14 protein-coding genes are annotated in these 18320 nt (G+C 53.3%); 4 read left to right on the top strand and 10 right to left on the bottom strand.

The features are described from left to right. The first annotated feature begins 46 nt into the window (after positions 1 to 46). On the top strand, positions 47 to 949 hold the full coding sequence (locus tag ACPXSQ_RS13560) for a LysR family transcriptional regulator ArgP (protein WP_014594503.1): 903 nt from the start codon (positions 47 to 49) through the stop codon (positions 947 to 949). A gap of 296 nt (positions 950 to 1245) precedes the next feature. On the opposite strand, the gene ACPXSQ_RS13555 is transcribed toward ACPXSQ_RS13560, so the two are convergent. The 8 genes from ACPXSQ_RS13555 to tkt all read right to left on the bottom strand — a co-directional run bounded on the left by ACPXSQ_RS13555 (position 1246) and on the right by tkt (position 10201). Beyond that, complete coding sequence (locus ACPXSQ_RS13555; protein WP_013027070.1) at positions 1246 to 1974, bottom strand: oxidative stress defense protein; 729 nt, start codon at positions 1972 to 1974, stop codon at positions 1246 to 1248. A 144-nt stretch (positions 1975 to 2118) separates the two neighbouring features. Then, entirely contained in the window at positions 2119 to 2742 is a 624-nt protein-coding gene (gene argO, locus ACPXSQ_RS13550) for an arginine exporter ArgO (protein ID WP_064374250.1), read from the bottom strand. 123 nt (positions 2743 to 2865) lie between these two features. Then, entirely contained in the window at positions 2866 to 3741 is an 876-nt protein-coding gene (gene mscS / locus ACPXSQ_RS13545) for a small-conductance mechanosensitive channel MscS (protein WP_014594505.1), read from the bottom strand. Positions 3742 to 3917: 176 nt separating this feature from the next. Then, entirely contained in the window at positions 3918 to 4271 is a 354-nt protein-coding gene (locus tag ACPXSQ_RS13540) for a VOC family protein (protein ID WP_015699585.1), read from the bottom strand. Between the two features lie 204 nt (positions 4272 to 4475). Further along, positions 4476 to 5555, bottom strand: a complete 1080-nt coding sequence (fbaA, locus tag ACPXSQ_RS13535; RefSeq protein ID WP_013027074.1) for a class II fructose-bisphosphate aldolase — start codon at positions 5553 to 5555, stop codon at positions 4476 to 4478. Positions 5556 to 5664: 109 nt separating this feature from the next. Then, entirely contained in the window at positions 5665 to 6828 is a 1164-nt protein-coding gene (gene pgk / locus ACPXSQ_RS13530; protein WP_426144049.1) for a phosphoglycerate kinase, read from the bottom strand. Between the two features lie 51 nt (positions 6829 to 6879). Further along, complete coding sequence (epd, locus tag ACPXSQ_RS13525) at positions 6880 to 7899, bottom strand: erythrose-4-phosphate dehydrogenase (protein WP_013027076.1); 1020 nt, start codon at positions 7897 to 7899, stop codon at positions 6880 to 6882. 307 nt (positions 7900 to 8206) lie between these two features. Next, complete coding sequence (gene tkt, locus ACPXSQ_RS13520) at positions 8207 to 10201, bottom strand: transketolase (protein WP_013027077.1); 1995 nt, start codon at positions 10199 to 10201, stop codon at positions 8207 to 8209. Between the two features lie 270 nt (positions 10202 to 10471). Here tkt and ACPXSQ_RS13515 point away from each other — a divergent pair, with 270 nt between their 5' ends. Then, the gene (locus tag ACPXSQ_RS13515; RefSeq protein ID WP_015699583.1) at positions 10472 to 11227 is read left to right on the top strand and encodes a M48 family metallopeptidase; all 756 of its coding nucleotides are present in this window, start codon (positions 10472 to 10474) and stop codon (positions 11225 to 11227) included. Positions 11228 to 11270: 43 nt separating this feature from the next. Here ACPXSQ_RS13515 and speB read toward each other — a convergent pair whose 3' ends face one another. Both speB and speA read right to left on the bottom strand, forming a co-directional pair. Beyond that, positions 11271 to 12191: an agmatinase gene (gene speB / locus ACPXSQ_RS13510; protein WP_013027079.1), complete on the bottom strand. Its 921-nt coding sequence runs from the start codon at positions 12189 to 12191 to the stop codon at positions 11271 to 11273. Positions 12192 to 12350: 159 nt separating this feature from the next. Next, positions 12351 to 14330, bottom strand: a complete 1980-nt coding sequence (gene speA / locus ACPXSQ_RS13505; RefSeq protein ID WP_014594507.1) for a biosynthetic arginine decarboxylase — start codon at positions 14328 to 14330, stop codon at positions 12351 to 12353. Positions 14331 to 15133: 803 nt separating this feature from the next. Here speA and metK point away from each other — a divergent pair. Together metK and ACPXSQ_RS13495 are read left to right on the top strand one after the other, a co-directional pair. Beyond that, positions 15134 to 16285 (top strand): methionine adenosyltransferase, encoded by a 1152-nt coding sequence (metK, locus tag ACPXSQ_RS13500; protein ID WP_013027081.1) that lies wholly within the window; start codon positions 15134 to 15136, stop codon positions 16283 to 16285. A gap of 462 nt (positions 16286 to 16747) precedes the next feature. Next, complete coding sequence (locus tag ACPXSQ_RS13495) at positions 16748 to 18139, top strand: sugar porter family MFS transporter (RefSeq protein ID WP_014594508.1); 1392 nt, start codon at positions 16748 to 16750, stop codon at positions 18137 to 18139. Positions 18140 to 18320: the final 181 nt, after the last annotated feature.

The raw sequence follows: 18320 nt of genomic DNA, 5'->3' as shown, positions 1-18320 counted from the left end.
ATATTTGTGGCATAGTAACGTCCATCCTGAAGGAGAGAGAAAAATAATGAAACGCCCGGACTACAGAACGCTTCAGGCGCTGGACGCAGTGATACGTGAACGCGGATTTGAACGTGCCGCACAAAAACTTTGCATTACGCAGTCTGCCGTCTCGCAACGCATTAAACAGTTGGAAAATCTGTTTGGTCAGCCGTTATTAGTTCGTACGGTACCGCCTCGTCCCACTGAACAGGGGCAAAAGCTGCTCGCACTTCTGCACCAGGTTGAGTTACTGGAGGAAGAGTGGCTGGGCGATGAGAACAGCGGCACGACGCCGCTACTGCTGTCGCTGGCGGTCAACGCCGACAGTCTGGCAACGTGGCTGTTACCGGCATTAAAAGACGTACTGGCCGATTCGCCTGTGCGCCTGAACCTTCAGGTTGAGGATGAAACCCGCACTCAAGAGCGTCTGAGACGAGGCGAAGTGGTTGGCGCAGTCAGTATTCAACCGCAGCCGCTACCCAGCTGTCTGGTGGATCAACTGGGTGCGCTGGATTATTTGTTTGTGGCGTCAAAGGATTTTGCAGAGCGCTTTTTCCCCAATGGTGTAACGCGTTCCGCCCTGCTTAAAGCGCCAGCCGTGGCATTTGATCACCTGGATGATATGCATCAGGCCTTTTTGCAGCAGAATTTTGATTTATCACCGGGTAGCGTTCCCTGCCACATCGTCAACTCGTCCGAAGCGTTTGTGCAAATGGCCCGGCAGGGCTCGACCTGCTGTATGATCCCTCATCTGCAGATTGAACGCGAACTGGCGAGTGGCGAGCTAATCGACCTCACGCCGGGGCTGTATCAACGTCGGATGCTGTACTGGCACCGCTTTGCGCCTGAAAGCCGCCTGATGCGTCGGGTAACGGATGCGCTGATTGCGCATGGCCATCGGGTGCTACGTCAGGATACGGCGGAATAATCGCCCTTTCCCGCAGCAAAATTTGGGCGTTGCGGTGAGAAGGTGCACTTGTGAAAGCGGCACGGCGTTAATGGCCGTCAGGGGCATTTTTTAGAAGGCAATACGCAGCGCCGAGCAGAGGGAATCAACCAGGATTTACCCGCAAGGATGCGGGTAAAAGGCGCAGCCGGCACAGGGATGTGCCGGCTGCGCCGGTCCGTCAGGTTGATGAGCGATGTGAAGGAACCGCGTCAGCGGCGCGAGGACCGCCTGGCAAAAATTGCCCCTGATGGCTTAACCACAATACCAATAAAGGTTTACTGTGCCGTATTTGGTTTCATCTCAAAAACCACATCCACCTGGTCATCAAAGTTGATGCTTTGCTGATCGTAGGTTTCCTGTGCAGAAGTATCTGCCACAGCCGCGGCTTTAAACATGCGGTTCATTGGCATTGGCTGATAGTTTGCCACCTGATAACGAATGCTGTAGATCGGGCCCAGTTTGGCATTAAAACCTTCAGCCAGTTCAGCCGCCTGTTGGGTCGCATTTTTGATTGCGGCCTGACGTGCCTGCTGCTTGTAGCTTTCAGGATTAGCGACGCCCAGTTCAACGCTACGCACTTCATTCAGACCTGACTTCAGCGCACCATCAAGCAGATCGTTAAGTTTGTCCAGCTGACGTACGGTGACCTGAACCTGACGCACCGCACGGTAGCCTTTGAGCTGTGACTTACCGTCTTTGGTGTAATCATATTCTGGCTGCGTCGTCAGGTTCGCGGCTTCGATATCCTTTTTCTCAATACCGTTTTTTTGCAGGAAATCAAAATATTGCGCTACGCGGCTATCGACCTGCTTTTTTGCCTCTGCGGCATCTTTCGATGAGACATTCACCACAATTGACAGCGTCGCGATATCCGGGCGGGCATCTACAGTTGCCTTACCTGACGTAACAACATGGGGTCCGTTCGGCAGTTCGTCAGCCTGTACGCTCAAAGGCAATGCCCCTGCACTCATCATCGCGGCAAGCGCCAATGCTTTCAGTTTCATGAAAGTCCTCCTTGAAAAGGTCAGTTCGATGGCTCCCAGTACATGAAGCCCACAAGCGCATCATATTACGCGTTGTTTGGAGTGAAGATTATGGCAAAAGTTCGGCAGACTGGCCTCAATAACCCGTTTTCGTATAGCTTTTACTCAAAATCCCGTGATGACCTGCCGGGCAAGCTGAAACGCAATAAACCACATGACCGCACCGACCAGCAGGTTAATTATGCGTTGAGCGCGCGCCGTTTGCAGTAGAGGCGCAAGCCAGGCCGCCAGCAGCGCCAGACCGAAAAACCACAGCACCGAGGCGCTGATGGTCCCCAGCGCAAACCACTGTCGCGCAACCGTTCCGGTTAACTGCCCGCCCAGGCTTCCCAGCACAACAAAGGTATCAAGATAAACATGCGGATTCAGCCAGGTCACCGCCAACATCGTCGCGATAATTCGTTTTCTGCTCTGCGTTGCGTGGCTACCCGATGCCAGTTCAATGTTACGGCTAAATGCCGTGCGTAAGGCGCCCCAACCGAACCAGAGCAAAAAGGCAACCCCGGCACAAGTAATCAGCATCAGCAGTAAGGGAGACTGATTCAGGAGCGCACTGCCGCCAAAAATGCCCGCACAGATCAATGCGATATCGCTTAACGCACAAAGCGCCGCAGTCATCAAATGATACTGGCGCTTTACCCCCTGGTTCAGCACGAAGGCGTTTTGTGGGCCTAACGGCAGGATAAGCGCCGCCCCAAGAGCAAGCCCTTGAAAGTAAATGGTTAACACTGGATGACATTCCTTACATCGGTGAGATGCAGGGATTATAAAGAGCGAGTCAGATTAGCGGAAATTGAAAAAATTAATCTGCTATTAACAAAATTAATGGGCGACCGCTGCCGCCCATTAACATTACTGCGTTGCGGTCGTCTCGCTTTCAGGTTGTTGAACCTGGTGCAGGTGCACATCCATTTGTGGATAAGGGATGCCAATACCTTTGCTGTCCAGCGCACGTTTAAAGTTTTTCAGTAAGTCCCAGTAAACGTCCTGCAGATCGCTGCTGTTACTCCAGCAACGCACCACGAAGTTAAGCGATGACGCCCCTAATTCATTCAGGCCAATCTGGATGCCACGTTCTTTAAGTACGCGCTGATCGGCCTCAACGACGCCGCGCAACAGGGCAATCACCTCATCCACATCGGCTTCGTAGGCAACGCCGATAATGAATTCATTCCGGCGCACTGGCTCGCGCGAGAAGTTGATGATATTGCCACTGATGATTTTACCATTTGGCACCACAACGATTTTGCCATCGGCAGATTTCAGGGTGGTCGAGAAAATTTGCACATTGAGCACGGTGCCCATTACGCCGCCCAAATCGACAAACTCACCGGTGCGGAAAGGACGGAAGGTGACCAGGAGGACGCCAGCCGCCAGATTGGAGAGCGAGCCTTGCAGGGCTAAACCTACTGCCAGACCGGCGGCACCCAGCACGGCGATAACCGATGCCGTCTGCACGCCGACACGACCCAGCGCAGCAATGACCGTGAAGGCGATAACGCCATAGCGCACCAGGGCGGAAAGGAAATCGGCTACGGTGGCGTCAATATGGCGCGCGAGCAGCAGGCGATTAACCGTGTTAGAAATCACCCTGGCGATGATCATGCCGACAATGATAATGGCAATTGCCGCGACGATATTGACGGCATAACTCAGAATCAGCGCCTGGTTGTGTACCAGCCAGCCACCGGCACTGTTAATGCCATTAACAACATTCAAGTCTTCCATTTGTAAGCCCTGTCGATAGTTCCCCTGTGGGGAAAGACAAAAAACTGCCAGATGTAATCCGACACCCAATGGTTAAGGGTAATCAATTATTTAGCCAGACGCCAAACTGAGTGATACGGGAAGGCGGTTTTGCACACTTACGCATCAGCACGCCGGCCTCCGCGCACGATGTTTGTTCAGGGCACATGGCTGAGTATATTAATCAGCCTGCCAAACGGATCACGGACATAAAAACGACGCACGCCCCACGCTTCTTCTGTAAGCGCATAGTCGACCGGCAGCCTCGCAGCGACAACGCGTTGATACACCTCATCAAGATTATCAACCTCAATGGATAAATCCGGAACAGCTGTGCCGGCGCCGCCTTCCCGCGCAATACTGACCTGCGGCACCATCGTGTTATCCGCGGCCCAGGTCATGATCCATCCGTGATCCATCGCCAGTTTCAGATCGAGAATGTCACCGTAGAAGCGTTCTGCTTCTTCCATATTTCCGGCCCGAATATTCGCCACAATGCGTTTGACGGCCATACGATTGCCCTCACCTGTTAAGCCACACACAGGATACAGCGCGCGCTGCAGTGAGGTTGTGACAGCACGTCAGAATGTGTCGCCCGACAAAAAGAAATGAAACTGAGCGTGAGCAGAAAGGATAAAAAAAAGTCCCGATCGGACGATCGGGACTGAGTCGTTCGTCTGCCGTTCTCTCGAACTCAGACGCCAGCAGCGTGATGCTTACAGAACGTCAACGGCGTTGAGTTCTTTGAACGCCTGCTCCAGACGCACCACCATGGATGCCTGGGCAGAGCGCAGCCATACACGTGGGTCATAGTATTTCTTGTTAGGCTTGTCTGCGCCTTCTGGGTTACCCAGCTGCGCCTGAAGATAGCCTTCGTTCTTTTTGTAGTACTGCAGGATGCCGTCCCAGGTTGCCCATTGAGTATCGGTATCGATATTCATCTTGATCACGCCGTAGCTGATAGACTCTTCGATTTCTGCAGCAGATGAACCTGAACCACCGTGGAATACGAAATCCAGCGCGTTGTGCGGCAGACCGTGTTTTTCACAGACATATTTCTGTGAATCACGCAGAATGGTTGGGGTCAGTTTAACGTTGCCTGGCTTGTAAACGCCGTGCACGTTACCGAAAGAGGCCGCAATGGTGAAGCGCGGGCTGATCGCATTCAGTTTTTCGTACGCGTAGTTTACGTCTTCTGGCTGAGTGTAAAGCGCTGAAGCATCCATATGGCTGTTATCTACGCCATCTTCTTCACCACCGGTGCAGCCCAGCTCAATTTCCAGGGTCATGTCGATTTTCGCCATGCGCGCCAGGTATTTGCTGCTGATTTCGATGTTTTCTTCCAGTGACTCTTCGGACAGGTCGATCATGTGAGAAGAGAACAGCGGCTTACCGGTTTTCTTGAAGTGCTCTTCGCCCGCGTCCAGCAGACCGTCGATCCACGGCAGCAGTTTCTTGGCGCAGTGGTCGGTATGCAGGATAACCGGCACGCCGTACTGCTCAGCCATCAGATGCACGTGGTGTGCGCCAGAGATGGCACCGAAAATCGCTGCGCCCTGTGGCTTGTCTGTTTTAAAACCTTTACCGGCGATGAATGCAGCACCACCGTTGGAGAACTGTACGATAACCGGCGCTTTTACTTTCGCCGCGGCTTCCAGTACAGCGTTAATGGAGTCGGTGCCGACACAGTTGACCGCAGGCAGAGCGAATTTGTTCTCTTTCGCTACTTTGAAGATCTTCTGAACGTCATCACCAGTGACAACGCCGGGTTTTACGAAATCAAAAATTTTAGACATGATTGTGTCCTGTTTCGTGACCGGTTATCCCCGATACGGGGACAGCGATTTAAACGCCCGGTTTCGGGCGAGTTTTCAGGCGATGCCGTAGGGCACCGCCCCCAAAGGATTACTGCTTCGCACGCTCTTCCAGCATGGCTACGGCAGGCAGTTTTTTGCCTTCCACGAACTCCAGGAAGGCACCGCCGCCGGTAGAGATGTAGGAGATTTTGTCTTCGATACCGAACAGGTCGATAGCCGCCAGCGTATCACCGCCGCCCGCCACTGAGAATGCTTCGCTGTCTGCAATGGCGTTAGCCACAATCTCGGTGCCTTTGCGGAAGTTCGGGAATTCAAACACGCCCACCGGGCCGTTCCACAGAATGGTTTTGGCATTCTTCAGGATGATCGCCATGGCCTGAGCGGTTTCATCACCGAAGTCCATAATCTCTTCGTTATCTGCGACTTCCGAAACCTTTTTCACGGTTGCCGGGGCAGTTTCAGAGAATTCCGTGCCAACACGTGAATCGGTTGGAACAGGAATGCCGTACTGATCGCGCAGGCCTTTGGCCGCGTCAACGAAGTCTGGCTCATACAGCGATTTGCCCACGTTGTTGTCGATAGCGACAAAGGTGTTGGCGATGCCGCCGCCGACAATCACGGTATCGGCAATCTTCACCAGCGACTGCAGCACGTCAAATTTGGTTGAAACCTTAGAACCACCGACCACAGCCACCAGCGGGCGCTCAGGGTTCTTCATCACTTTACCCAGCGCTTCCAGCTCAGCTGACAGCAGCGGGCCAGCACAGGCGACAGGGGCAAATTTGCCAACGCCATGCGTGGATGCCTGGGCGCGGTGCGCGGTACCAAAAGCATCCATAACAAAGACGTCGCACAGCGCAGCGTATTTCTTAGACAGCGCTTCGTCGTCTTTCTTTTCGCCTTTATTGAAGCGAACGTTTTCCAGTACGACCAGTTCGCCCGCGCCGATATCGACGCCGTCGAGGTAGTCTTTCGCCAGGGTAACCTGAGTACCGTTCAGTTTCTCTTTCAGGTAGTTCACTACTGGCAGCAGTGAGAATTCTTCGTTGTATTCACCTTCGGTCGGACGACCCAGGTGAGAGGTAACCATCACTTTGGCGCCCTGTTTCAACGCCGCTTCGATAGTTGGCAGTGAAGCACGAATACGTGCATCTGACGTCACTTTCCCTTCTTTCACTGGTACGTTGAGATCGGCGCGAATTAAAACGCGTTTGCCAGCAAGATCCAGATCGGTCATCTTAATTACGGACATGGTGAACCCTCTCGTTGATTCTCATAAGTTTTGCCAGACGCAAACCGCGTCTTACCTGAAACCGCTTGCGGCCATCGCTAACGTTGTGTCGAGCATTCGGTTAGCAAAGCCCCATTCGTTGTCACACCAGACCAGGGTTTTGATCAGATGCTGACCGCTGACCCGCGTTTGTGTACCGTCCACAATGGCACTGTGCGGATCATGGTTGAAATCTACTGAGACTAACGGCAATTCTGTATAGTCAACTATACCACGAAATGCCCCTTCTGCCGCGCTTTGCAACAAGGCGTTAACCTCACAGGCCCGAACGGGCTGGCGCACGGAAACGCTGAGATCAATGGCCGTCACGTTGATCGTCGGTACGCGAACCGCGATGGCTTCGAAGCGATCGTTAAATTTCGGAAAAATACGCGCAATGCCTGCCGCCAACCGGGTATCCACCGGGATGATAGACTGACTGGCCGCACGCGTACGGCGCAGATCGCTGTGGTAGGCGTCAATCACCTGCTGATCGTGCATCGCCGAATGGATAGTCGTTACTGTACCCGACTCGATACCAAAAGCGTCATCCAGTAGCTTGATCACCGGAATAATGCAGTTAGTGGTACAGGATGCATTAGAGACAATACAGTCCGTTTGTTTCAGTTCCTGCTCGTTAACGCCATACACCACGGTTGCATCAAGATCGTTCCCCCCTGGATGGGAAAACAGCACTTTCTTCGCTCCTGCACGCAGATGGGCTTCGCCGTCATCACGGGAACCGTAAACGCCTGTGCAGTCCAGCACCACGTCAACGTTAAGCTCGCCCCAGGGCAGTTCGTCCAGTCCGGCACGATGCAGGATACGGATAATATCGTCTCCGACCCACAGCTGATCCCGCTCCTGACGCACATCCAGCGCGAAACGCCCATGACTGGTATCGTACTTTAGCAGGTGCGCCATGCCCGCAGCCTCAGCCAGTTCGTTAACTGCCACCACTGTGATCTCCGCGCGGCGCCCCGTTTCATACAGTGCACGCAACACGTTGCGCCCAATGCGACCAAAGCCGTTTATCGCTACCCGAATGGTCATCTTTCTCCTGCCAAACCAGACTGAAAAAAAGGTGCAGATAGCCTGAGCGTTTCACTGCATTTTGTACAGGAGATTCTTAGCCCGACCGCAGGCAAAGCAGCCTAAACTGAAACGGTTCAGCTAGGATAATAGAAGGAAGGAATAACGGGAATGATTGCGATCAAGCGGGCTGCGTATTTTTGGATCTACATCACAAAATTACGCAAAAAATCGCTATTACTACAGGAATAATTTTGTCGATAAGGGGGCAAACTGCGCCCCCTTTCATCTGGGCATAGGCGAGCCTTCACTCGCCTGTGCCCTTCTGTCAGGCCAGCAACGCTTTTGCTTTCGCTACCACGTTGTCTACCGTGAAGCCGAATACTTCAAACAGCTTCTCAGCAGGCGCTGACTCACCAAAGGTGGTCATGCCGACGATAGCGCCGTTCAGGCCGGTATATTTGAACCAATAGTCTGCAATACCCGCTTCAATGGCAACGCGAGCGGCAACGGCCTTCGGCAGGACAGATTCACGATATTCAGCAGACTGCTTGTCGAACGCATCCGTTGATGGCATGGAAACCACGCGAACCTTACGGCCTTCATCGGTCAGTTTCTGATACGCAGCCACAGCCAGTTCAACTTCTGAACCGGTGGCGATCAGAATCAGCTCTGGCGTGCCCGCGCTGTCTTTCAGCACATAACCGCCACGGGCCACGTTTGCCAGCTGCTCTGCGGTACGATCCTGCTGCGCCAGATTCTGACGAGAGAAGATCAGTGCGCTTGGACCATCTTTACGCTCAATCGCATATTTCCACGCCACTGCTGATTCCACCTGATCACACGGACGCCACAGGCTCATGTTTGGTGTGGTACGCAGGCTCGCCATCTGCTCTACCGGCTGGTGCGTCGGGCCATCTTCGCCCAGGCCAATAGAGTCGTGGGTATAAACCATAATTTGACGGATTTTCATCAGCGCGGCCATACGGGCGGCGTTACGTGCATACTCAACAAACATCAGGAAGGTCGCGGTATAAGGCAGGAAGCCGCCATGCAGCGCCAGACCGTTGGCAATCGCGGTCATACCGAATTCACGCACGCCGTAGTGAATATAGTTGCCGGCAGCGTCTTCATTGATGGGCTTAGAGCCAGACCAGATGGTGAGGTTACTGGGTGCCAGATCAGCCGAACCGCCCAGATATTCTGGCAGGATTTTACCAAAGGCTTCGATCGCATTTTGTGAGGCTTTACGGCTGGCGATTTTCGCCGGGTTAGCCTGTAACTGCTCGATAAACTTCTGCGATTCCTGCTGCCAGTTAGCCGGCAGTTCGTTGCTCATGCGGCGCGTAAATTCTGCAGCCAGCTCTGGGAAGGCACTGGCATAGGCCGCGAATTTCGTGTTCCACGCATCCTCTTTCGCCTTGCCTACTTCCTTAGCATCCCACTCAGCATAAATGTCTGAAGGAATAACGAAAGGCGGATAGTCCCAGCCTAACTGTTTGCGGGTGAGCGCTATCTCGTCATCGCCCAGCGGTGCGCCGTGTGAGTCGTGGGTCCCCGCTTTATTCGGTGAACCAAAACCGATCACAGTTTTGCACATCAGCAGTGACGGCTTGTCGCTCACCGCTTTCGCTTCTTCAATGGCTTTCGCGATGGCGTCGGCATCGTGACCGTCAACGCCGCGCACCACATGCCAGCCGTACGCTTCGAAGCGCTTCGCGGTGTCATCGGTGAACCAGCCGTCAACATGACCATCGATGGAGATACCATTGTCATCATAGAATGCCACCAGCTTGCCCAGCTTCAGCGTACCCGCCAGCGAGCACACTTCGTGTGAGATGCCTTCCATCATGCAGCCGTCGCCCATAAAGACCCAGGTATTATGATCTACGATCTCATGGCCCGGACGGTTGAACTGTGCTGCCAGCGTGCGCTCCGCAATGGCAAAACCTACGGCGTTAGCGATGCCCTGCCCCAGCGGACCGGTAGTGGTTTCCACGCCCACGGTATAGCCATATTCAGGGTGCCCCGGCGTTTTAGAATGCAACTGACGGAAGTTTTCCAGCTCGCTAATCGGTAAATCGTAGCCGGTAAGGTGCAGCAGGCTGTAAATCAGCATCGAACCGTGACCATTGGACAGAACAAAACGGTCGCGATCGGCCCAGTGTGGGTTGGTTGGGTTATGATTGAGATAGCCGCGCCACAAGACTTCGGCGATATCCGCCATGCCCATCGGGGCACCCGGATGTCCCGATTTAGCTTTTTGCACTGCGTCCATACTTAACGCGCGAATGGCGTTGGCAAGATCTTTACGAGAGGGCATCTTCTACTCCAGTTCGGATTAATGATTTGCGCCTTAACCTGTTGTAATTAATCAGCTATCGGGCAAAGCACGGGGAAAAGTTTCACCACAATGTACATGAAAAACGGGGCAAAAGTAATGTCGTAAAACGCTAAATGTTCCCGCTTCGTCTGGCTTTTCCAGTCATGTCTGCTAGCAAAAGGGTTTATCACGAACTATAACCTGTTGGTTAAACCACCTTGTACGGATTCAGGTGTTTGTTTTTTATCTTGTTACTTATGGGACGACAGAATGAAAATTCATAAAATGGCACTGGCTCTGGGCCTGGTTGCGCTGCTTAGCGGCTGTGAGGGTGTAAATAGTAATGGTCTGCTGCAATCCGGCGCACAGGCATTTCAGGCTTACACGTTGAGCGATGCTCAGGTTAAGCAGCTTAGCGATCAGTCCTGCGCCCAAATGGACAAAGAAAATCAGGTCGCGCCAGCTGACAGCGAGTACCAGCAACGGCTGAATAAAATCGCTGCGGCACTGGGCGACAACATCAATGGTATTCCGGCTAACTACAAGGTTTACCAGACCAAAGACGTTAACGCCTGGGCAATGGCCAATGGCTGCATCCGCGTTTACAGCGGACTGATGGATATGATGACCGACAATGAAGTCGAGGCGGTACTGGGCCATGAAATGGGCCACGTTGCGCTGGGTCATACGCGCAAAGCGATGCAGGTCGCCTTCACCACAACGGCAGCACGCACCGCGGCGGCATCGGCTGGCGGTATTATTGGTTCGCTGTCACAGTCGCAGTTGGGTGATATGGGTGAAAAATTAGTAAATGCCCAGTTCTCGCAGACGCAGGAGACTCAGGCTGATGACTACTCATACAACCTGCTGAAAAAGCGCGGTATTGATCCGGTCGGGCTGGCAACCAGCTTTGAAAAACTGGCAAAACTGGAACAGGGCCGTCAAAGCTCAATGTTTGACTCCCACCCGGACTCCGAAGCGCGTGCGCAGCATATTCGCGATCGCATCGCCGCAGACGGCAAGTAAGTCAGAATCAGAGGGATAACCCTGAGGTTATCCCTCTGTCGCATCAGCCTTTATTCGCTGCCTGTACGTGCAACATGTCCAACGCCAGCGTAGCGGCGGCAAGTGCCGTCAGATCGGCGTGATCGTAACCCGGCGCGACTTCCACCAGATCCATCCCCACGATATTCATGCCCTGTAAACCACGAATCAGTTTAGTGGCTTTATCTGTGGTTAAACCGCCAATGACCGGCGTACCGGTGCCCGGCGCATGCGCAGGATCCAGACAGTCGATATCAAATGTCAGATAAACCGGAAGGTCGCCGACGGTACGCTTAATTTCCGCCAGAAGATCGTCCACGCTGCGGTCGTTAACCTGAGCAGCATCCAGCACGTTAAAGCCCAGGCTTTTGTCGAATTCGGTACGAATACCGATTTGCACCGAGTGCTGAGGATCGATGAGCCCCTCTTTCGGTGCGGTAAAGAACATGGTGCCATGGTCAAACGTTGGACCATTGGAGTAGGTATCGGTATGGGCGTCAAAGTGCACCAGCGCCATTTTACCAAAGTGCTTCGCATGCGCGCGCAGCAGGGGAAGCGTGACGTAGTGATCGCCACCAAAGGTCATCATGCGTTTGCCGTTCGCCAGCAGTTTCTCTGCATGGGCCTGCAGCTTGTCAGACAGATCCTGTGAATCACCAAAGGCGTAAACCAGATCGCCGCAGTCCACCACGTTCAGGCGCTGACGCAGGTCAAACTCCCACGGCCAGCGGCAGCCTTCCCAGGCGAGATTGGTCGAAATCTGGCGGATAGCGCCTGGGCCAAGACGGCTGCCCGGACGGCCTGAGGTCGCGGCGTCAAAGGGCACCCCAGTGATCACCCACTCTGCGTCGCTGTCGTAAGGCTGGAAATTAACCGGAAAACGCATAAAACCAAAGGCGTTAGAAACCAGTGAATTGTCGTACTGATTGCCGAGGGTATTGTACATAAGTCGTCCTCTGTCTGTGCATGAGGCGGGCCTGGAGCGCGCACCATGAAGGTTGAGATAAAAAAAATCCCCTCCGCGTCGTTAGGCCCGACGAGGAAGGGATGGGTTGCTGCCGATTATCAACAATGTCCCGACCCGCTGCAAGCGCTTCGCGGGGCTTTATTCGTCTTCTAAATAGGTGTAGCCATACAGACCACTTTCGAACTCCTGCAGGAACTGCTCACGCAGTTCGTCATCCAGTTCAGAGGTCTGAATCTGCTTACGGAACAGCGTCATCAGTTCGTTCGGATCGAGCTGAACATACTGCAGCATGTCGGCCACGGTATCGCCCTCATCCGACAGCTGAACCTCCACCTCGCCATTCTGGAAGGCAAACACGTCAACCGCTTCGGTGTCACCAAACAGGTTATGCATGTTACCCAGGATTTCCTGATAGGCGCCGACCATAAAGAAGCCGAGCATCGGTGGGTTGTCCACGTCGTACTCCGGCATCGGCATGGTTGTGGCAATACCGTCACCATCAACATAGTGATCGATGGTACCGTCAGAGTCACAGGTGATGTCCAGCAGCACGGCACGACGTTCCGGCTTTTTATTCAGGCCTTCCAGCGGCAGCACAGGGAACAGCTGATCGATACCCCATGCATCCGGCATGGACTGGAACAGCGAGAAGTTAACGTAGATCTTGTCCGCCATGCGCTCCTGCAACTCGTCGATGATCGGACGGTGCGCGCGGTTGCTGGGATCAAGATGCTGCTGAATGTAGTGACAGATGCTCAGATAAAGCTGTTCTGCCCAGGCGCGCTGCTTCAGGCTGTAGGTACCGGATGAGTAGCCTGTATGGATATCAAACAGGTCCATCTGGCTGTCGTGCAGCCATTCACGCAGCGAACGACGCGTGTCCGGCTCGTGCATCTCCTGCCAGGTTTCCCACATGCTCAGGATAGGACGCGGGGCATCCTCAATCTCTGGCGCTTCTGGCTTACTGAATTCGTTACGCTCAACGCCGATGATGTTAGATACCAGCACCGTGTGGTGAGCTGTGACTGCGCGGCCGGATTCGGTAATCACCGTTGGGTGCTCAAGTCCATGCTCGTCACAGGCTGCGCCTATTCCCCAGATCACGTTATTGGCATATTCATTCAGTCCGTAATTGACCGAACAGTCGGACTGCGAACGGGTACCTTCATAGTCAACGCCCAGGCCGCCGCCGACGTCAAAGCACTTAATGTTGACGCCGAGTTTTGCCAGTTCCACATAGAAGCGCGCAGACTCACGCACCCCGGTCGCGATATCGCGAATGTTAGACATCTGCGATCCCAAATGGAAATGCAGCAGTTGCAGGCTGTCGATCCGGCCCGCTTCACGCATGATTTCAACCAGCTTGAGTACCTGCGTTGCTGACAGGCCAAATTTAGATTTTTCGCCGCCGCTCGACTGCCACTTACCAGAACCCTGTGAAGCGAGACGTGCACGAATGCCCAGACGCGGCACCACGTTCAGGCGCTCGGCTTCTTCCAGCACCATGCGCACTTCGGTCATCTTCTCCAGAACCAGATAAACCTTGTGCCCTATCTTCTCGCCAATCAGCGCCAGACGAATATATTCACGATCTTTGTAACCATTACATACAATAACCGAACGGGTCTGACCGGCATGGGCCAGTACCGCCATCAGTTCGGCTTTTGAACCGGCTTCCAGACCCAGCGGTTCGCCAGAATTGACCAGGGATTCGATGACGCGCTTATGCTGGTTCACCTTGATGGGATACACCAGGAAGTAATCACCGGTGTAACCATAAGACTCACGTGCGCGTTTAAAAGCAGCGTTTATTGAGCGCAGGCGATGCTGAAGAATCTGAGGGAAACAGAACAGCGCGGGCAGGCGTTGGCCCTGGGCCTCGCGTTCCTTAACCAGCTTAGCCAGATCGACACGCACATCCGGACGATCCGGATCGGGGCAGACGCTAATATGACCCAGTTCATTGACGTCATAATAGTTATTGCCCCACCAGGCAATGTTGTAGGTCCGCAGCATCAGGCTGGCGTCCTGATCGTTCATCGCCACCTCCTGCATTGAGCGGAGTGCACCTTGTTCGCCAGCTGACGAACCCTTGATATTCTTCATGCCGTCAGACATCGCGAACCTCAATTTTCCGTTGAAAGATAATAATGTAAACCGACTTGAAGGTCGGGAGTCTGGAAATTCGTTGCCACATATTACGTCATGCTCTGTCTGCGTTGCGAACCTGCACGATGCATCACTGTAGTGTTAAGTGTAAAACACTCAGCCGCGTCAGGTACAAAAGGGCCGCGAATAATTCACGACGCTCACCGCCTGGACGATATAAACCGCTATCGCGTCAGAGGTTAACCAGCGCTTGTGTCGGGATAATTACCGAAACCAATAAAATGTCGGCAGAAGAGAAATAAGGACGGGAAACAGGATAACGCCAGCGCCGTGCCAGCACGCGAAAAGGCCGGGAGAGAGAAGATAAGGCTCATTACTCGTATCACCTCCGCACATGTCCTGGACATGTGGAAAACCACCTGGGTGAAAGCCAGACAGCTGTCTGACGGGCGCGACGCGGTAAGCGCGTCATCCTTTTTGCTGCTGAGAACGCAGCGGCGTTTTATACATTTTGCGCCTAAAAAAAGCAAAGAGATTATTTGCTTAATGCACGCGCTGTCAGCAGGATTTTCCACTGCTGCGCGTAAAGTTAACAGTGCAACATCAAAAAGGGCTGGTAATTCGCTCACCGCGTAACCTAAAATAGACGTCCAGATGGTTTTCCATCTAAACAGGTTAATATCCAGGCGGAGTTGGCCTGCGTGCTGACACTACCTGACTGCTCACGGCTTTGCCTTAAGGGGCGTTAAGTCAGCTAATACTCACTTGCGCTATGCAGTCGAATTCAAACCATTGGTAAGGTAAAGAACATAATGGCTAAACATCTTTTTACATCCGAGTCCGTATCCGAAGGACATCCTGATAAAATCGCCGACCAGATTTCTGATGCTGTGCTTGATGCGATCCTGGAACAGGATCCCAAAGCGCGCGTGGCCTGCGAAACGTACGTTAAAACCGGTATGGTTCTGGTTGGCGGTGAGATCACCACCAGCGCCTGGGTTGATATTGAAGAAATCACTCGTAATACCGTACGTGAAATCGGCTATGTTCATTCCGATATGGGCTTTGATGCCAACTCCTGCGCAGTATTAAGCGCAATTGGCAAACAGTCTCAGGATATCAACCAGGGCGTTGACCGCAGCGATCCGCTGGAACAGGGTGCGGGCGATCAGGGTTTGATGTTTGGCTATGCGACAAACGAAACCGATGTTCTGATGCCAGCCCCGGTGACCTATGCGCACCGTCTGGTTCAGCGCCAGGCCGAAGTGCGTAAGAACGGCACGCTGCCATGGCTGCGTCCGGATGCCAAAAGCCAGGTGACCTTCCAGTACGACGACGGCAAAATCGTCGGTATTGATGCGGTCGTTCTGTCAACTCAGCACAGCGAAGCGATCTCACAAAAAGATCTGCAGGAAGCGGTGATGGAAGAAATCATCAAGCCCGTCCTGCCTGCCGAGTGGCTGAGCGCATCCACCAAATATCACATCAACCCAACGGGCCGTTTTGTTATTGGTGGCCCAATGGGTGACTGTGGCCTGACCGGTCGCAAAATCATTGTTGATACCTACGGCGGTATGGCACGTCACGGCGGTGGCGCCTTCTCAGGCAAAGACCCGTCAAAAGTTGACCGTTCAGCCGCCTATGCCGCCCGCTATGTTGCAAAAAACATCGTGGCAGCGGGTCTGGCCGATCGTTGTGAGATCCAGGTTTCCTACGCCATCGGTGTTGCCGAGCCGACCTCCATCATGGTCGAGACCTTTGGCACTGAGAAAGTGTCTACTGAACAGCTGACCTTACTGGTGCGCGAGTTTTTCGATCTGCGTCCTTACGGCCTGATTCAGATGCTGGATCTGCTGCATCCGATCTATAAAGAAACCGCTGCCTATGGCCACTTTGGTCGCGAACATTTCCCTTGGGAAAAAACTGACAAAGCAGAACAGTTGCGTGAGGCTGCGGGCCTGTAAGCCTGTAAGCCTGTAAGCCTGTAAGCCTGAAAACGTCTCAAAAAGCCCTGCCTCGCGGCGGGGCTTTTTTTTTCTTTTTATTCCTCTCGGGCCTTCAGTTTCCCCCACCTGCACATTTTTTTAACTCAGCTACACTTTCTCTCAGCCTGTGCTCAGCTAATGTGTTAACGCTTACAATTTGAAACGCTTTAGATATCGGCTATTTAGGAATTTATCGCCGTAGTTATTCTTCCTAAAATGCGTTATTTTCAGCGTCATCTGATAGGCGTTAAACAGGGCATTGTCAGAAACTTCGAGGGTGCTATACCTCACTGGTTACTTGACCTTTCTGGGTTATAAATGCTGGATTTCAGGGTTTCAGCAAGTGTAAGCGATTACATCAATGTGATCGGGCTCACTTTTTGCCCAGATAAGGTTTTTTAACATCGATAACAACAATGATGGATAATTTTGGAGGCAACCATGCCTGGCAATTCACATAAAAGCAGAACCTCAAATAAGGCAATGACCTTATTTGTCTGCTTTCTGGCAGCCCTTGCAGGCCTGCTGTTTGGGTTGGATATCGGCGTTATCGCCGGTGCACTGCCCTTTATCGCGAAGGACTTTAACGTTACGGCACACCAACAGGAGTGGATTGTCAGCTCAATGATGTTCGGGGCGGCCATCGGTGCTATCGGCAGCGGCTGGATGTCATCGCGTCTGGGGCGTAAAAAAAGCCTGATGGCTGGTGCGATCCTGTTTGTTATTGGCTCACTGTGGTCAGCCATGGCACCTAACCCAGAAATGCTGATCAGCGCACGCGTGCTGTTAGGCCTGGCGGTCGGTATCGCCTCTTACACTGCGCCGCTCTATCTTTCTGAGATTGCGCCTGAAAAAATCCGCGGCAGTATGATCTCGCTTTATCAGTTGATGATTACCATCGGTATTCTGGGTGCGTACCTTTCCGATACCGCGTTCAGCTTCACAGGTAACTGGCGCTGGATGCTGGGCGTGATCACCATCCCTGCCCTGCTGCTGCTGATCGGCGTGTTCTTCCTGCCAAACAGCCCACGCTGGCTGGCGGCGAAAGGCAACTTCCGTGATGCGCAACGCGTACTGGATCGCCTGCGTGATACCAGTGAGCAGGCGAAGCGCGAGCTGGATGAGATCCGTGAAAGCCTGAAGATCAAACAGTCAGGCTGGGGATTATTTACCAGCAGCAGCCACTTCCGTCGTGCGGTGTACCTGGGCATTCTGCTGCAGGTGATGCAACAGTTTACCGGCATGAACGTCATCATGTATTACGCACCGAAAATTTTTGAGATTGCGGGTTTCGCGAATACCACCCAGCAGATGTGGGGAACGGTGATTGTCGGCTTGGTTAACGTACTGGCAACCTTTATTGCTATCGGTCTGGTGGATCGCTGGGGCCGTAAGCCTACCTTGATTCTGGGCTTCCTGGTGATGGCAGCCGGTATGGGCGTTCTTGGCACCATGCTGCACATGGGCATTCATTCGCAAGGTGCGCAGTACTTCGCGATTGGCATGCTGCTGATGTTTATCGTGGGCTTTGCCATGTCAGCCGGTCCGCTGATCTGGGTTCTGTGTTCTGAAATTCAGCCTCTGAAAGGACGCGATTTCGGTATCACTGTTTCAACCACCACGAACTGGATCGCCAACATGATTGTCGGCGCAACCTTCCTGACCATGCTGAATACGCTGGGCAATGCGCCGACCTTCTGGGTCTACGGCCTGCTCAACGTCTTCTTCATCGTCCTGACGGTGATGTTGATTCCCGAAACCAAAAACGTTTCGCTGGAGCACATTGAACGTAACCTGATGGCAGGTAAAAAGCTGCGCGATATCGGTCAGTAAGTCCTCCTCAGTATGTCCCCTAGAGCCAGTCAAGGTAAGCTGACTGGCTTTTTTCTTGCCGCTTTCCCCACAACTGACAACGAAAAATATCCTACCGTTTCAACGCCCAGACCTTGCCGTTACTGGCTTACACCTCCCCGCTTCGCTTTTCTTTCATTAAAGTCGAAAAAATATACGCCGA

Source organism: Pantoea sp. EEL5, from assembly GCF_049892805.1.
GTDB classification, from domain to species: Bacteria; Pseudomonadota; Gammaproteobacteria; order Enterobacterales; family Enterobacteriaceae; genus Pantoea; species Pantoea ananatis.
Note: the sequence above shows the minus strand (reverse complement) of the source record. Positions and strands in the feature narration are given on the sequence as shown.

Excerpts from the sequence above, each read along its gene's own strand:
- mscS (WP_014594505.1), bottom strand. The coding sequence starts at position 3,741 with ATGGAAGACTTGAATGTTGTTAATGGCATTAACAGTGCCGGTGGCTGG.
- speA (WP_014594507.1), bottom strand. The coding sequence starts at position 14,330 with ATGTCTGACGGCATGAAGAATATCAAGGGTTCGTCAGCTGGCGAACAA.
- ACPXSQ_RS13515 (WP_015699583.1), top strand. The coding sequence starts at position 10,472 with ATGAAAATTCATAAAATGGCACTGGCTCTGGGCCTGGTTGCGCTGCTT.
- pgk (WP_426144049.1), bottom strand. The coding sequence starts at position 6,828 with ATGTCCGTAATTAAGATGACCGATCTGGATCTTGCTGGCAAACGCGTT.
- ACPXSQ_RS13555 (WP_013027070.1), bottom strand. The coding sequence starts at position 1,974 with ATGAAACTGAAAGCATTGGCGCTTGCCGCGATGATGAGTGCAGGGGCA.
- ACPXSQ_RS13560 (WP_014594503.1), top strand. The coding sequence starts at position 47 with ATGAAACGCCCGGACTACAGAACGCTTCAGGCGCTGGACGCAGTGATA.
- epd (WP_013027076.1), bottom strand. The coding sequence starts at position 7,899 with ATGACCATTCGGGTAGCGATAAACGGCTTTGGTCGCATTGGGCGCAAC.
- ACPXSQ_RS13540 (WP_015699585.1), bottom strand. The coding sequence starts at position 4,271 with ATGGCCGTCAAACGCATTGTGGCGAATATTCGGGCCGGAAATATGGAA.
- tkt (WP_013027077.1), bottom strand. The coding sequence starts at position 10,201 with ATGCCCTCTCGTAAAGATCTTGCCAACGCCATTCGCGCGTTAAGTATG.
- fbaA (WP_013027074.1), bottom strand. The coding sequence starts at position 5,555 with ATGTCTAAAATTTTTGATTTCGTAAAACCCGGCGTTGTCACTGGTGAT.
- speB (WP_013027079.1), bottom strand. The coding sequence starts at position 12,191 with ATGTACAATACCCTCGGCAATCAGTACGACAATTCACTGGTTTCTAAC.
- ACPXSQ_RS13495 (WP_014594508.1), top strand. The coding sequence starts at position 16,748 with ATGCCTGGCAATTCACATAAAAGCAGAACCTCAAATAAGGCAATGACC.
- metK (WP_013027081.1), top strand. The coding sequence starts at position 15,134 with ATGGCTAAACATCTTTTTACATCCGAGTCCGTATCCGAAGGACATCCT.